The sequence below is a fragment of the Acinetobacter sp. 1130196 genome, from assembly GCF_000588095.1.
In the GTDB taxonomy this organism is placed as follows: Bacteria; Pseudomonadota; Gammaproteobacteria; order Pseudomonadales; family Moraxellaceae; genus Acinetobacter; species Acinetobacter nosocomialis.
In genome coordinates, this window is record NZ_JFWX01000001.1 from 135567 (window position 1) to 150228 (window position 14662).

Genomic DNA, 14662 nt, shown 5'->3' on the forward strand with positions numbered 1-14662 from the left:
GAAATAGCTATTTTTCTGGTGTTGACTCTGTAGTTTTCCCCATTCAGGGGGTAAGCAAAAGAAGCCTTTGCTATGAAAGAAATATTAAAAACTTTAACTGAAGCAATGACGCTACCTGAAGATAGCTATTCTGAACAAGATGCTGAGTTTCTTGAAATTTTCGTTGAAGAAATTGAAGAAATTTTTGTTGATTTGCAACCATTATTAAATGAATGGATGCAGTCTGAGAATACTGCTACGCTCACTGAAATTCGCCGCCATTTCCACACTTTAAAAGGTTCTGGAAGAATGATCGGTGCTAAATCTTCAGCTGAGCTTGCTTGGACAGTTGAAGACACGCTTAATCGCGTAATCAATCAAACCCTTAAATTGACTCCAGCAATCCAGAGCTATGTTCAATTAGTATTTAAGTTCTATTTTCTTAAATTAGTAGATAACTTTAAGCAAAAAAGAGCACATGCAGTAGATTTTCGACCGCTTATTTTATTAGGCCAGCAACTACAACAACAGCAAAGTTTAGAACCTGCTTTAGAAGAGCTTTTACAGCTTTCAAATACGCTTACTGCCGAAACAATAACTGGGCTTGAGCTAGACTATATTGAGCAAAACTCATTGGCTGAGCCAATTGTTGAAGATTTAGATACTGAAATTGCAATAAATCTAGATGAAACTTTGACCTTGTTTATGGAAGAGGCAGAGGAGCATTTAACTACAATTCATCAGTTCTTAAATCAAGAGCTGCATCAGTATGATAGTTATAATGCCTTAATACGCGCGCTACATACTTTGCGTGGCAGTTCTGCGATGGCGCAGGTCGAAACAATTTTTGAAGCCAGTACCAAAGTTGAGCACTTATTTAAAATACTGTTGCAAGAAGAACTTTCTTCTAATTCAGATGAAATTTTATTATTACAAGAATATCGTGAGTTTATTAGAGATAGCTTAGAGCTTCTATCTAAACATAGTTCAAATGAAAAGCTTGAAGCGAGATTGCAGCAGTTTAATCAATCATGGGATGCTTACGTTGAGCAACATGGTGACCGAACAGATCCATTAACACCTTCTCATGGTTTGGTATCACAACTGTTGTTGTTAGATGTTTCTGAATTATTAGATGCAGAATTAGATTTTGAGAAAGGCATTCGTAATGAGTTTCCAGATTATCTTGAACGTCTAAGTGAACAAGCTGATCTACTGTTACAACATACACATTCTCAAGCAATGCTGGGTTTACATGAATATACCAGTCAATTGAAAGAAAGTTATGATGTATTACTTGATAAACCTCTATTATTGCAATCAGACTATATATTTGAAATTTATCAAAAAGCGCATCAACAGCTTATTCAATTGTTCGATGCCTTGGCTGCTGGTCAGCGAGTTGGTATTGTTAAGCAACATCAAAGTATTCTAGAAGAATTAAAACTTTATACCCTACATACTCCGAGCGTACACAATGACCTGTCTCAGCAAGATCCTACTTCTGTTGAGCCACTATTTAATATCGAACCAGAGCCAGAAGCTGCTGTTACGGTAGAGAATTTATCAGACTCTGCAGACTGGGCAGTATTAAGCCAGAGTGTACAGCAAGATCGCCAATATATTTCTTCTACACAGGTAAATCAAAACTTTGATCCTGACCTTTTAGATATCTTTCTTGAAGAGGCTGATGAGCTACTTGAGGGAATTGATACCGATCTCAATATTTGGGTAGGTGAGCAAGAAAACTTTGCAGCCCTGAATAATCTAATGCGCTATTTGCATACCTTGAAAGGTGGAGCAAATATGGTTCAGGCGACTTATCTAGGTTCGATTACCCATGAATTAGAAAGCATATATGAGCGTTTAATTCAAAAGCAGTTAGTTGCAACTTCACCTTTAATTGATTTTATTCGTTTAGTACAAGATGACTTGGCTGACCGTCTGCAAATCATGCGTGAACAACAATTAGATTATGCAGCTCCTTACACAATTAATGCGTTAAAACGAGCAGGTCAAACCTCTAACTTCCAACCTGTACCAGTGGTTGAAATATTTGATAGTGAAAGTGAGATCTTCTCTGAACAAGAGCTGATATCTGAAGTATTAATCGATGAAGTACCGGCAGAAATTGAGCCTGTTCTTACAGAATTAGAAGTTCATGATGATCAGATGGTATTTGATAACGTTGTTACTGAGTTAGCTACGCCAGTTGAAGCAATAACATCCGTTACATCACAAGAGAATGAAGCGGTAGTTGAAGAACAGGATATTACGGCTGTTGTTGAGCAGACATTCCTAGAAGAAGCTGCTGAATTGTTAGAAATGGCTGATGGGCTATTGAAACAATGGTTTGAGCAGCGTACAAACCGAAGTATCTTGCTTCAATTACAAAGAGCTGTGCACAGTTTGAAGGGTGGTGCACGAATGGTCGGTTTAGAAGCCGTCTACGCGATTGCCTATCAACTCGAAAATACATTCGAACAATTTGCGTTACATCACTTCAACTCGAATATTTATGACCATTTGCTCGAAAGTGCAATTGCATGGCTAAAAGATGCTATTTTCAAGCATAACTATCAGCATTTCGATGGATTACAACAAAGTTTAGAAAATATTCAATTCTTTGAAACGAATATCCAAATTCCGGCTAAGTTAACGAAAACTGATTTGTTTAGCTCAGAACCTGTGATGACCTTCATACAAGGTGATGGTACAGAACCACCACCAATGATGGGCGCATGGGAGCAAACAGAACGTCTGGATCAGAACAATGAAATGATCCGTGTTTCAGCAGACTTGATCGAGAAGATGATTGACTTGTCTGGTGAGAACTCGATTAACCGTTCACGAATTGAAATGGACTTGAGTCAGTTCGGTCATACATTGGTTGAAATGGAATTGGCTATTCAACGACTGGCCGATCAGTTACGACGAATGGAAGGCGAGTTAGAAACACAAATTATTGCTAAACACGGTATTGAGCATTCTCGCTATACCGACTTTGACCCTTTAGAGATGGACCAATATTCATCTTTAAACCAGTTATCGAAATCTCTTGCTGAATCTGCATCGGACTTGGTCGACTTTAAAAATACGTTATCTCACAAGATCAGAGATACAGAAAGTTTACTTTTACAACAGTCGCGTATTCAGGCAGAAATTCAAGAAGGCTTGATGCGAACACGATTGGTTCCATTTTCACGTTTGTTACCGCGTTTGCAGCGGATTGTGCGTCAAACATCCACAGCCTTGAATAGACCTGCTGAGCTTTTCGTAAATAATACCGAAGGTGAGTTAGACCGTAACATTTTAGAACGCTTAGTGACACCACTCGAGCATATGCTCAGAAATGCAATTGACCATGGTCTAGAAGACCGAGCACAGCGCCAAAAGGTGAATAAACCGGAAGCAGGGCGTATTGAACTGAACATTCAGCGTCAAGGAACAGACGTTGTTGTTGTCTTTAGCGATGATGGACAAGGTATTGATGTAGAAAAAGTCCGCCAAAAAGCACTGCTTGCTGGTCTGATCAAGCCAGAACAAGATTTAGAAGAGCAAGATATTCTACAGCTAATTTTCCATCCAGGTTTAAGTACCGCAGAACAGATTACTCAGATTTCTGGACGTGGTGTTGGTCTTGATGTCGTACAGAGCGATATTAAAGCTTTAGGTGGACATGTTAGCGTTGACTCTGTTTATGGTAAGGGAACAACATTTACGATACGTGTACCGACTACTGTAGCTGTAAGTGATGCCTTAATGGTAAAAGTGGCAGATCAGCAATTTGCAATTCCACTTGCTCAAATTGATCGAATTGTTCGAGTTTCGCCTGCTTCTTTAGAGCAGTATTTTGAAAGTCCTAAAGAACTATTTGAATATGAAAATAAGCGTTATCCATTACGTTATCTTTCAGAATTTGTTGGTAATCAACCAATGCCACGACTAAATGGCATGATGTATTCATTACCTGTCTTAATGATTAAAGCCAACAATGGCCAAACTGTGGCGTTACTTGTCGATCAGTTAATTGGTTCTCGAGCTCAAATTGTAGTGAAACCAATTGGTCAACAGTTCTCTAGCATTGGAGCAATTGCAGGTGCGACCATCTTAGGTGATGGACAGGTTTGTTTAATTTTAGACGGGCAAAATATTGCGCGACAAATTCAGTCTACACCGCGTCATAAACAGCTTAGTGAAGCAGTATATAGACAACGTGAATCAGACGAGCGCCGTCTCGTTATGATTGTCGATGACTCCGTAACTGTACGTAAGGTAACGTCTCGATTACTTGAACGCCAAGGCTACGATGTTGTTACGGCTAAAGATGGCGTTGATGCCATAGAACAGCTAGAAAATATTAAGCCGGATTTGATGCTGCTTGATATTGAAATGCCACGTATGGATGGTTTCGAAGTACTTAATCTCGTACGACATCATGATATGCATCAATACATGCCAATTATTATGATTACATCCAGAACAGGCGAAAAACATCGTGAACGGGCATTCTCGTTAGGTGTAAGTCAATATATGGGTAAACCGTTCCAAGAAGAAGAGTTACTAGAAAATATTGATGCTTTACTTGTAGCATTTGAAAGTGAGGTCAAATCATGAAAGGTAGTGTAAATACATCTTTGATCGGTAATATGGACCAACAAGAGCTACAGCATCTTATTACGGTTTCAACTGGTTTTATTGATGCCTATATCATTGAATGTAATGATGAGGTACCTATGCTGTTGCCGCAAAATATTGTGTTATCTGCCATGGACGTAAAAAATGGCGTAAAACATATTGAGTGGCATGATGTAAAGCTACCTATATACTCAGTCCATAATGCAACTGATCAATATGCTGTAGCACTGGTAATTGAAGGGGAAGATATCAGCCAACGTTTTGCTTTAATGTGTAAAACTATGCCGATCTCTGTTCGTTTACGTATTTCTGAAATTGTTGATGAAATAGATGAATACCAAGAAGCTGAACAGCACCCTACAGTATTTAAATATGTGCGTATGCAAGATCAACGCTACCACATACCTAACCTAGAATATATTGAAAAAACTCTAGGTTTATAAAGAAAAAAAGGAACTCAAATGAGTTCCTTTTTTATAAAAATTAAATAAATTTTAAAATATAAAATCATATATTCCAGTATAGAGATAAGCATTCAAAAGAATGCTATATAAAGATTCTCAAAAATAAATTATCTAATTTAATAACCACGAATTATATTTCAGAATTTTCAAATACATATTCATAATTAAAAATAATAAAAAAGCACCCTAAAGAGGATGCTTTTTATATAGATCAATGATCTTTAAGCTTTTAAGCAAGTAAGTTTTCTAAAATTTGCTCATAAATATCAGTTAAAGGATCAAGATCGTGTACATCTACATGTTCATTAATTTGATGAATAGTTGCATTTAGAACACCGAGTTCTAAAACTTGTGCACCTGTTGGCGCAATAAAACGTCCGTCAGATGTACCACCACTAGTAGATAGCTCAGTCTCAGTACCAGTTACGTTCAAAATAGCAGTTTGAGCGGCATTAACTAATTCACCTACTGGCGTCAAAAATGGCAAACCAGATAAGTTCCAGTCAATCTCATATTGCAAACCATGTTTATCTAAAATTTCATGAACACGCTGTTTAAGCTGCTCAGCTGTAACTTCTGTTGAATAACGGAAGTTAAAAGTAACTTCTAAAGTACCTGGAATGACGTTGGTTGCACCAGTACCCGAATGAATATTTGAAATTTGGAATGAAGTTGCAGGAAAGTATTCATTTCCATTGTCCCAAACAGTTTGGCATAACTCTGCTAAGGCAGCCGAAGCTTCATGAATGGGATTGCGAGCTAAGTGAGGATAAGCCACATGACCTTGCTTGCCGTGAACATGTAGTACGCCATTTAAAGAACCACGACGGCCATTTTTAACAATATCACCTAATTTACTTGTACTTGATGGTTCACCGACCAAACACCATGTAATTTTTTCATTACGCTCTTCAAGTGTTTCAATAACTTTAACTGTACCGTTAACAGCAGGGCCTTCTTCATCTGAAGTAATTAAAAAAGCAATTGAACCTTTATGGTCTGGATGCTTTGTTACGAAACGTTCAGATGCAACCACCATTGCAGCCAACGCAGTTTTCATATCAGCTGAACCACGACCATAAAGTTTGCCATCACGAATTTCTGGTGCAAATGGGTCTGAATTCCATGCATCTAGACGACCTGTTGGAACAACATCGGTATGTCCAGCAAAACAAAACACAGGACCTTCAGTGCCGCGTCGAGCCCATAAATTGTCAACGTCCCCAAAACGCATTGGTTCAATATGAAAGCCAGCTTTGGCTAGACGATCAGCCATAATAGTTTGGCAAGTATGGTCAACAGGAGTAACAGAAGGCTGTTGTAAAAGTTCTAAGCTAAGCGAGAGAGTGTCTGAGTGGTTCATACCGGAAATTGCATGCTGAGTAGGGGAAATATAGTCCGATATAATAGGCGAATCTCTGAAGGTTGGGTATTTAAAAATAAAAAAACCTTATCGAAGTGATAAGGTTTTTCGAAGCTGTGCATAACTTACATTTTATTCTCAGTTTTTTGTGCGGTATTACTTACAGCATCACCAGCTTTAGAGACATCTTTACCAAAACCCTTGAACGTATTACAGCCAGTTAATACAAATGCAATCATTACAGACGCGACTAAAACTTTTTTCATCATTTTCTCCGTTTAAATTTAATAATGAAGTAAATTTAGATTAAAAAACAAACGTAAAAAGAAACATGACTATTTAATAGTAAAAACGTTATAAATTGTTTCTAGAAGTCTATACCTACTTGTAAAGTGGCATTTTTTCGTTGTTAACGGGTGCTAGGCTTAGTAGAGGAGGACGTCTAAACATATAAAACTGTGTATCTTCGTTGTTCTTACAATATAAGCCATCTGTCCACCAATAAGCAGCGTTTGAACTTGCTTGTCTATTAGGACAAAGCCATTCATGTCTTTCTAGACGATAAAATTTAGAGTCAGGAATAGTTGTGCCCCAGTATCCGAGTCGACGTGTTGAATTTACCCAATTGGGTATGGGTTGTTTTTGGCCTAAATTCAAAGGTAGGTAGAGCTGGCCTTTTAAAATAGCAAAACGCTGTTGTACCTTAAAATTTAAAGCTTCTGAAAATTGGAACTGCTTATCGGTAAAGTGATACAGCTTTTTGCTCAAAGTATCTTCTCTATTTAAGCCAATCCATTGTTCTAAATTTAACTGACCTTCACCCAAGTAATATTTTAGAGCAACTTCCCAGTGTTCAACTTGTTGTGTTTCTTTATTTAAAATTAAGAAATCAAGTTCACCTAAAGTTCTTGCACCCTCAATTTTTTGAATACTATGGCCTAACAACTGATAAGAATGGTATTGATCTTCCTGTAACCAAAACCAAAGTAAATTCTCAAAACGTAAACCTAAACGTGTACTTTTAAGGCGAGACATAAATTGGAGTAAAGGCTCAGGCATCTCATCAAGCTGGTGTAAACGCGGTAAATAATTTTGAAAATGTTGTTTCCAAGTCTGATCAGAATGTAATTGAAAACTATGCCGAATAGAGAGGCTTTGGGGAAGTTGGCAAAGTAAATTAGGACTAGCAATGGTAAATGCTAATTGTCTTACCATTGGGTGGTTGAACTGTAACCATGGTTCAAAATAGGATGTCTTAACTGAGGCAATATTCATACGTTTAGTACTCGAAATAATTCATCCCAATTTCATGGTCGATCAACAAAACAATACCAGAAAAACACTTTATACTACGATCAACAATAGCTTAAGGTTTATATATGCGAACATTGTTTTGGCGAACTCTGGTCGTGATTTTTATCACGCTTGGTATTATTGGAGCAATTTTACCAGGCATGCCGACAACAGTGTTTCTTATTCTGGCTGCTTGGGCTGCCTCAAAGGGATGGCCTCAAATGGATGCATGGTTGTTAAATCATCCAAAATATGGACCAACTCTACGTGACTGGCGAGCAAATGGCACAGTACCGCGTAAAGCGAAGTGGATTGCCAGTATTATGATGACCGTAAGCGGTATTTTAATGCTGTTTACTTCTGCACCATTTGGGGTGAAAGTTTTCACTGATACTACCATGCTCGTTGTTGCAATTTGGTTATGGCTACGCCCTGAGCCAAAAATAAAAGATTGATAATCTTTTATTTTTGGCGCAAGACAAGCGGTGAAACCGCGCGTAGATAAAAGAAGATTGATAATCTTTTAATTTTGGCGCAAGACAAGCAGTGAAACTGCGCGTAGATAAAAGAAGATTGATAATCTTTTAATTTTGGCGCAAGACAAGCAGTGAAACTGCGCGTAGATAAAAGAAGATTGATAATCTTTTAATTTTGGCGCAAGACAAGCAGTGAAACTGCGCGTAGATAAAAGAAGATTGATAATCTTTTAATTTTGGCGCAAGACAAGCAGTGAAACTGCGCGTAGATAAAAGAAGATTGATAATCTTTTAATTTTGGCGCAAGACAAGCAGTGAAACTGCGCGTAGATAAAAGAAGATTGATAATCTTTTACTTGTGACGTATGACAAGTTTTCCATTAATTTTTATTAAAGCTCAAAATAGTTGAGTTGATATAAGAGAAGAAATTCGATGTTCCAATTTAAACTTGAAGATGCAGATATTCTTATCGATTTAGCAAATCAAACTTTAAGCCTCCCTAAACATAATAAGTTTTATGTGGTTTCTACGGGTAAGAATGGAATTGGGGAACAGGAAAATACGGGGAAAACCCCACGCGGATGGCATCGGGTTGCCAAAAAATTTGGTATGCAATCTCCCAAAAACGCAGTTTTTATTGCACGACAACCCACAGGTGAAGTCTATAGCAGTGAATTAGCCGCACAATTTCCTGAGCGAGATTGGATATTGTCACGCATTCTTTGGCTAGATGGTCTAGAAGAGGGCTTTAATAAAGGCGAAGGCCACGACACTATGCAACGTTATATTTATATTCATGGTACACCTGATAAAGAACCGATGGGGGTTCCAATGTCACATGGGTGCATTCGAATGCGTAATGAAGAAATTATTGAATTGTTTGATTTAGTCTCTGAAGATGCGCTTGTCTATTTGTCTGAACAATCTTTAACCTAAAATGGGATTTTAAAGATTATTGTTTAATTAGCCGAATGATCAAAATATTAAAATAAGTGCTTAAATAAAATACAAAAAATTGTTTTTTACTTAATAATGACTTATTTTTAATCATTCATTCGCATTTTTTTGAAAAGTTGTCGAAAAGCGTTTGACACCTGTTAAAGATTCTCTATAATGCACCTCACAAACGATGAAGACGTTAAGGGCGCTTAGCTCAGTTGGTAGAGCGTCTGCCTTACAAGCAGAATGTCGGCGGTTCGATCCCGTCAGCGCCCACCAAGCCTTTACGTTAAGCTCTCAAGTGCAGCGGTAGTTCAGTTGGTTAGAATACCGGCCTGTCACGCCGGGGGTCGCGGGTTCGAGCCCCGTCCGCTGCGCCACTTAAGACTTAACATCGTTTACCCCACAATTGCGATATTGTGAAAGTGCAGCGGTAGTTCAGTTGGTTAGAATACCGGCCTGTCACGCCGGGGGTCGCGGGTTCGAGCCCCGTCCGCTGCGCCACTTAAGACTTAACATCGTTTACCCCACAATTGCGATATTGTGAAAGTGCAGCGGTAGTTCAGTTGGTTAGAATACCGGCCTGTCACGCCGGGGGTCGCGGGTTCGAGCCCCGTCCGCTGCGCCACTTTTATAAAACGCTTTTGCAGGGCGCTTAGCTCAGTTGGTAGAGCGTCTGCCTTACAAGCAGAATGTCGGCGGTTCGATCCCGTCAGCGCCCACCATAATTTGTGACCATACTTTATTTTTAAAGTATTGCAAGTGCAGCGGTAGTTCAGTTGGTTAGAATACCGGCCTGTCACGCCGGGGGTCGCGGGTTCGAGCCCCGTCCGCTGCGCCATTCTCTTGATTCCCTGATCTAGAGGATGTAATGTATAAAGACTGCGGTTGTTGTCTTTTTCAATCAGGGCGCTTAGCTCAGTTGGTAGAGCGTCTGCCTTACAAGCAGAATGTCGGCGGTTCGATCCCGTCAGCGCCCACCATAATTTTTCAAATTTAAAAAATTATATACACTAATTTATTTAGTGTTTTTTGCATTTCTGCTATTTATATTTCCTATCTATTTTATCTTTGCTATTGTTGGTCAAAACTTCTCTTTCTCTTTCTCTTTCTCTTTCTCTTTCTCTTTCTCTTTCTCTTTCTCTTTCTCTTTCTCTTTCTCTTTCTTAATTTTTTAAGTTCAGATTTATTACTTTAAATTGTGATTACTCTCTCGTTTAATGAAAGCTGCCATACCGTAAAGCAATAGCAGCTTTCTGAACCAAGATTAATACTCGTTTAGAATCCAGCCACTCGCGTACGCAAAGTATTCACGCAGCCAAGCGTTATAGCGACTGACTAAAGGAGTTTCGGCAGCAACTGTATAAATATGGGTATAGCCTTGTTTCTTTGCAATAGCTGCAGCTCTTGGGGTATGAAAGTCACTTGTAACAATTGCAATAGGTTGATCAATACTAATATGAGCTTGCTCAAGTAATGGTTTACTGTTTTTAAGGTTAAGTTCTGTACTTGTACTTTTGTCCTCAAGAATCATTCTTTCTTTGGCAATGTGAAAGTGCTGTTCAAGGTAACGAGACATAACTAATGCTTCGGATTCTTTCTCTGAAAAGTCTAAACCACCTGTTAAAACAACTTTTGCGTGAGGTTGTGAAAGGGCAACTGGAGCTGCTGTATCGAGGCGTTTTGCAAGAATGGCTGAAGGCTGTCCATTTTCGACACCACTACCTAAAACAATGATTGCTTTCACCGCGGGAATATTTTGGCCTGTATCTTTATTATCTTTAATAAAACTAAAAAAATAGCCTAAGCCAATCAGCCAGATCCAGAAACATAACCATCCGAAACGCCAAACTGAATGCAGGCGATAGTGATAAAAGAAAAAACGTTCCAGATGATAATAAAATAAGGCATAGAGGCAGAAAAATACCCCTAATATTAAAGGAACAATTGTGCCTACATGAATTTTATTTAGGAAAGCTAGAAATAAGCCGTCTAAAAATAAAATTGAACCAATGATGGCCAAGAAAATCCGAATCCACTTACTGACTTGCATTGTGTTTAGAGTTGCAATTTAAATTGCAGACAGTGTATGCAAAATCATTCCAAATTCAATGCTGATCGCAATAAAAAGCCGAGTAAAGCTTTTCGGCTATTACTCGGCTTTATTATTTATTGATTTTTAATAAACATCACGGCGATAGCGACCTTGTTGTCTTAGCTCATCAATTTGTTCTTCACCTAAAATATCAGTCAGTGCTTGATCTACTCCGCTAGCCATTCCTTCAATACTTCCGCAAACATAAAGAACTGCGCCGCGTTCAATCCAGTTGGCCAATTCAACTGCATTTTGTCGAATGATATCTTGAACATACACACGTTGCTCTTGATCCCGTGAGAATGCCAAATCAAGTCGTTTTAACATTCCCATTGTTTGCCAAGCTTCAATGGTTGATGCATAGAAGAAATCATGAGCGCGTTGGCGTTCACCGAAAATTAGCCAGTTTTCAGTATAGTTATGACGAGTTCGCGTATGAAGTAAACTCATTAAACCCGCGATTCCAGTTCCATTACCAATACAGATAATTGGACGATTATCATCGATCAAGTGAAAAGACTCATTGGTGCGAATACGTAATGCAATACTCTGATTAATTTCTGTGTATTGAGTCAGCCAGCCAGATCCTAACCCTAAATGGCCAGATTCATCGGTTTGCTGGCGAACAACCAAACGAAGTACTTGCTGAGAAGGGATACTAGCAATTGAATATTCTCGTGTTGGTAGAGTAGGGAGTTGTTCTAATAAGTGGTCCAGATTAGCAAACGGTTCAATCTCACCCGTTAAATTTTTATTCCAAAGTGCTTTTTCAATGGAGATTTGTAGCGAGTCTACCACTGCATTTCTAAGAATATGATGGTGTTGTAAAAACTCATTAATACGTTCAGGGCTATTACCCGGTTGTATTTCAGCAATGTCTCCAGCTTGCCATATAGCTTCATGATTTGCTGTAAGTTCAATATTGTAAGCTGGTTGCCCTAGACTATTTGGGTTGAGCAAGTCACGTTGTTGTAATGTCCAATTATCAAACACTTTTTCAAGATTAACGGCATGCAGCTCTAGTTTAGTTGCTTTTACAAGAGCTTGATTCCAGTTTTGAATATGTGTTGGATTTGCATTATCTACCTCGATAGTATCGAAGTAAGCTTTTGCACCATTGTTTTTAAGCCATCCATCTACAGTGTGACCAAAACTACAATATGTATCTGGGTATTCTTTCGAACCTAAGGCTAATACGGCATATCTGAGATGCTGAAGCTCTAATTTTGTTTTTAATAGCTTTTTTGCAAAATTAGAAGCTAAGTCTGGTGCCTCTCCAGTACCATAAGTACTAATCACAAAAAGAATTTGTTCATGTTCCTGTAAATCTGCTTCAGTTAACTGCTGTATAGATTTAACCTGAACAGGCTGATGTGCTTCTTGCAAGCTGGTTGCGGTACTCCACGCAAGTTGCTCTGCAACTCCTGTTTGGGTGGCATAAGTAATTAACCAAGGTTTCGCATTTTCATCAATGTAGTGACCAGCTAAAGACTGACGAGCTGCCTGTGTCAATTTTTTCTGTTTACGGCGTTTTAGATAAAGCATCCAACCGGTAACAAAGAATAATGGCATGGCTAAAGATGCAAACATTGCTACAAATTGATAGACTGGTCCAAAAAAGCTGCCACGATGTACAGGTAACATGCTGCTCATGATTTTTTGATTAAGCTTTTTATCTTCATAAAGCTCCATCTTTTCAATATTGGCAGTTTTATAGTTATAGACAGCTTGGTTACGTGCACGCTCGTGTTGTGGCGTTGCATCTACAAAACTTAATTCAACTTTTCCATCGTCTTTTTTCGGTAAGTTTACTGTTAAAGTTGAATAGTCACGTCCAACTTGATTATTAAAACCGCTCCAGGTTTGGTTGAGGGCAGTAATCAGCTGAGTGCTATCTAATTTAGTTTCAGAAGATTTGTCTTTATTGCGTCCAGCTCCGCCATGTCCTTGCATTTTAGGTTGTTCTACACCTAATACTTTGAACATACCGCTACGCCACCAGTCATATGACCAATATAAACCTGTACATGCAAAAAGAAGATAAAAAACAATAACCCAAGTACCTACGACAGCGTGTAAATCCCAAATAAAATTTCGACCTTTAAGTTTGGGTTTAACAGCAAGCCATTGACGTGCAGAGTGCTTCTTTGGCCAACGTAAATATAATCCGCTCAAAACAAAATAGATGAGCATTAAGGCACAAGCGCCGGTAATTTGTTTACCGAACTCTCCAGCAGTTAAGTTTCGGTGAATTTGTTGTATTAATAAAAGTAACTCGCGACCTTTAACATCAGGCAATACCTGTGCTGTGTAAGGGTTGACCATCATATTGTAGCCACGTCGTTCGCCTTCTTTTTCAATATTGACAACAGAGGAGGCAGTAGGGTCTTTGGCAATCGTAATGCTATTAATTTTAATTTCTGGCTGGGTTGTTGCGAAATGTTGGTAAAGTTGAGCAGGGGTAAGCTTAGGAGTACTTTCTGCTTGAACAACATAACTATCTGTATTTACCCATTTTAAAATTTGTTGATCATAAGAATAAATTGCGCCTGTAACACCCATAATAGATAAGATGAGGCCAGCACTAATACCCAGAAACCAATGAATTTGAAATAAAAACTTTTTAAACATGGTCGAAAATGTAAATATGATGGAGATCTTGTAACGAAGTATAGCCGAAGATTGCGTAGATAATATGGATTTTGGAGATAATATTAATTTTCATTATCATTTATTTTTAGCTTAATAAAAAACCTCCTATAACGGAGGCTTTTTAATGGGGTGAAATTATAAAGTTTTCGGTTCACCTACAGTTTCTTTCAAATGCTTACGAATTGTATTGAAAGAAAAGTTTTTAGAGTCCATGCGTTTAGGCAAGATATACGCACCTTGCTGTTCTTGGCCCTTAGGATCTTTTACTTTAAAGTTAACTAAAATAAAGTCAGGGGTGTTGTACCATTCATAGATGTTTTTCCATCCAATGGTCCCAACGCCTTCTTGTAATCCCATTTGCTGGAGCATTACGATACCGTGAGGTTGTACACCTAAGCGAATACCTTTGATTTCCTGTACAGGAAACTCATTCATCTTACGCTTAACGTACCATTCCAAACCATATGTGCGGCCAAGGTAATAAAGTACTACACCAACAATGGCTACCCAGCAAATCACTGTAGAATAGTTCTTAATAAAAATAAGACCTAAAATCGCAAGGGCTAAAATTACGCCCATAATTGCCCAGATTTTTGTGCTGATTTTATTGGTGCTGCGCCAGATAAGAAGTTGTGCATTACGTTGTTCAGCTTCTGTAACCTCGTAAGGAACTGGCTGAAGCGTATAAGCATATAAAGTTTTCGCGGTCATAGTGCAAATAACAAATTGTAAACTGTTTTAAGTTTAGCATTAATTGGCATA

At 38.4% G+C, this 14662-nt stretch carries 10 protein-coding genes and 7 tRNA genes; 11 read left to right on the forward strand and 6 right to left on the reverse strand.

Annotated features, from left to right (window positions below; all coding sequences use genetic code 11):
• Window positions 1-72 precede the first annotated feature (72 nt).
• Window positions 73-4596, forward strand: a complete 4524-nt coding sequence (locus J671_RS06110) for a hybrid sensor histidine kinase/response regulator (protein WP_031981667.1) — start codon at window positions 73-75, stop codon at window positions 4594-4596.
• Window positions 4593-5060, forward strand: a complete 468-nt coding sequence (locus tag J671_RS06115; RefSeq protein WP_002051358.1) for a hypothetical protein — start codon at window positions 4593-4595, stop codon at window positions 5058-5060. Before J671_RS06110 ends, J671_RS06115 begins: the two co-directional genes overlap by 4 nt.
• Window positions 5061-5310: 250 nt before the next feature.
• Here J671_RS06115 and dapE read toward each other — a convergent pair whose 3' ends face one another.
• The 3 genes from dapE to J671_RS06130 all read right to left on the reverse strand — a co-directional run bounded on the left by dapE (window position 5311) and on the right by J671_RS06130 (window position 7719).
• Entirely contained in the window at window positions 5311-6444 is a 1134-nt protein-coding gene (gene dapE / locus J671_RS06120) for a succinyl-diaminopimelate desuccinylase (RefSeq protein ID WP_031981669.1), read from the reverse strand.
• A 125-nt stretch (window positions 6445-6569) separates the two neighbouring features.
• A complete protein-coding gene (locus tag J671_RS06125) occupies window positions 6570-6713 on the reverse strand; it encodes an entericidin A/B family lipoprotein (RefSeq protein ID WP_002051109.1) in 144 nt (47 codons plus the stop codon).
• Window positions 6714-6825: 112 nt separating this feature from the next.
• A complete protein-coding gene (locus tag J671_RS06130) occupies window positions 6826-7719 on the reverse strand; it encodes a DUF1853 family protein (protein ID WP_031981670.1) in 894 nt (297 codons plus the stop codon).
• A gap of 104 nt (window positions 7720-7823) precedes the next feature.
• Between J671_RS06130 and J671_RS06135 the strand changes: the two genes are divergently transcribed.
• From J671_RS06135 to J671_RS06175, 9 genes are all read left to right on the forward strand, one after another.
• Entirely contained in the window at window positions 7824-8192 is a 369-nt protein-coding gene (locus J671_RS06135; RefSeq protein ID WP_031981671.1) for a YbaN family protein, read from the forward strand.
• A gap of 454 nt (window positions 8193-8646) precedes the next feature.
• The gene (gene elsL, locus J671_RS06140; protein ID WP_002051179.1) at window positions 8647-9150 is read left to right on the forward strand and encodes a cell wall-recycling L,D-carboxypeptidase ElsL; all 504 of its coding nucleotides are present in this window, start codon (window positions 8647-8649) and stop codon (window positions 9148-9150) included.
• 206 nt (window positions 9151-9356) lie between these two features.
• Window positions 9357-9432, forward strand: a tRNA-Val gene (locus J671_RS06145).
• Window positions 9433-9456: 24 nt separating this feature from the next.
• A tRNA-Asp gene (locus J671_RS06150) sits at window positions 9457-9533 on the forward strand.
• A 47-nt stretch (window positions 9534-9580) separates the two neighbouring features.
• Window positions 9581-9657 (forward strand) — tRNA-Asp (locus J671_RS06155).
• Between the two features lie 47 nt (window positions 9658-9704).
• Window positions 9705-9781 (forward strand) — tRNA-Asp (locus J671_RS06160).
• A 21-nt stretch (window positions 9782-9802) separates the two neighbouring features.
• Window positions 9803-9878: transfer RNA gene (locus tag J671_RS06165), tRNA-Val, on the forward strand.
• A gap of 39 nt (window positions 9879-9917) precedes the next feature.
• A tRNA-Asp gene (locus J671_RS06170) sits at window positions 9918-9994 on the forward strand.
• Window positions 9995-10060: 66 nt separating this feature from the next.
• A tRNA-Val gene (locus J671_RS06175) sits at window positions 10061-10136 on the forward strand.
• Window positions 10137-10420: 284 nt separating this feature from the next.
• Here J671_RS06175 and J671_RS06180 read toward each other — a convergent pair.
• From J671_RS06180 to J671_RS06190, 3 genes are all read right to left on the reverse strand, one after another.
• Window positions 10421-11206, reverse strand: a complete 786-nt coding sequence (locus J671_RS06180; RefSeq protein ID WP_031981672.1) for a YdcF family protein — start codon at window positions 11204-11206, stop codon at window positions 10421-10423.
• A 126-nt stretch (window positions 11207-11332) separates the two neighbouring features.
• Window positions 11333-13879 carry a PepSY domain-containing protein gene (locus J671_RS06185; protein ID WP_031981674.1) on the reverse strand — a complete coding sequence of 849 codons (2547 nt, stop codon included), beginning with the start codon at window positions 13877-13879 and terminating at the stop codon, window positions 11333-11335.
• Window positions 13880-14035: 156 nt separating this feature from the next.
• A complete protein-coding gene (locus tag J671_RS06190) occupies window positions 14036-14611 on the reverse strand; it encodes an SdpI family protein (RefSeq protein ID WP_031981675.1) in 576 nt (191 codons plus the stop codon).
• Window positions 14612-14662: the final 51 nt, after the last annotated feature.

Bases quoted from the DNA above. Each gene is read 5' to 3' on its own strand.
- dapE (WP_031981669.1), bottom strand. From the start codon at position 6,444: ATGAACCACTCAGACACTCTCTCGCTTAGCTTAGAACTTTTACAACAG.
- J671_RS06185 (WP_031981674.1), bottom strand. From the start codon at position 13,879: ATGTTTAAAAAGTTTTTATTTCAAATTCATTGGTTTCTGGGTATTAGT.
- J671_RS06115 (WP_002051358.1), top strand. From the start codon at position 4,593: ATGAAAGGTAGTGTAAATACATCTTTGATCGGTAATATGGACCAACAA.
- J671_RS06135 (WP_031981671.1), top strand. From the start codon at position 7,824: ATGCGAACATTGTTTTGGCGAACTCTGGTCGTGATTTTTATCACGCTT.
- J671_RS06130 (WP_031981670.1), bottom strand. From the start codon at position 7,719: ATGAATATTGCCTCAGTTAAGACATCCTATTTTGAACCATGGTTACAG.
- J671_RS06180 (WP_031981672.1), bottom strand. From the start codon at position 11,206: ATGCAAGTCAGTAAGTGGATTCGGATTTTCTTGGCCATCATTGGTTCA.
- J671_RS06190 (WP_031981675.1), bottom strand. From the start codon at position 14,611: ATGACCGCGAAAACTTTATATGCTTATACGCTTCAGCCAGTTCCTTAC.
- elsL (WP_002051179.1), top strand. From the start codon at position 8,647: ATGTTCCAATTTAAACTTGAAGATGCAGATATTCTTATCGATTTAGCA.
- J671_RS06110 (WP_031981667.1), top strand. From the start codon at position 73: ATGAAAGAAATATTAAAAACTTTAACTGAAGCAATGACGCTACCTGAA.
- J671_RS06125 (WP_002051109.1), bottom strand. From the start codon at position 6,713: ATGATGAAAAAAGTTTTAGTCGCGTCTGTAATGATTGCATTTGTATTA.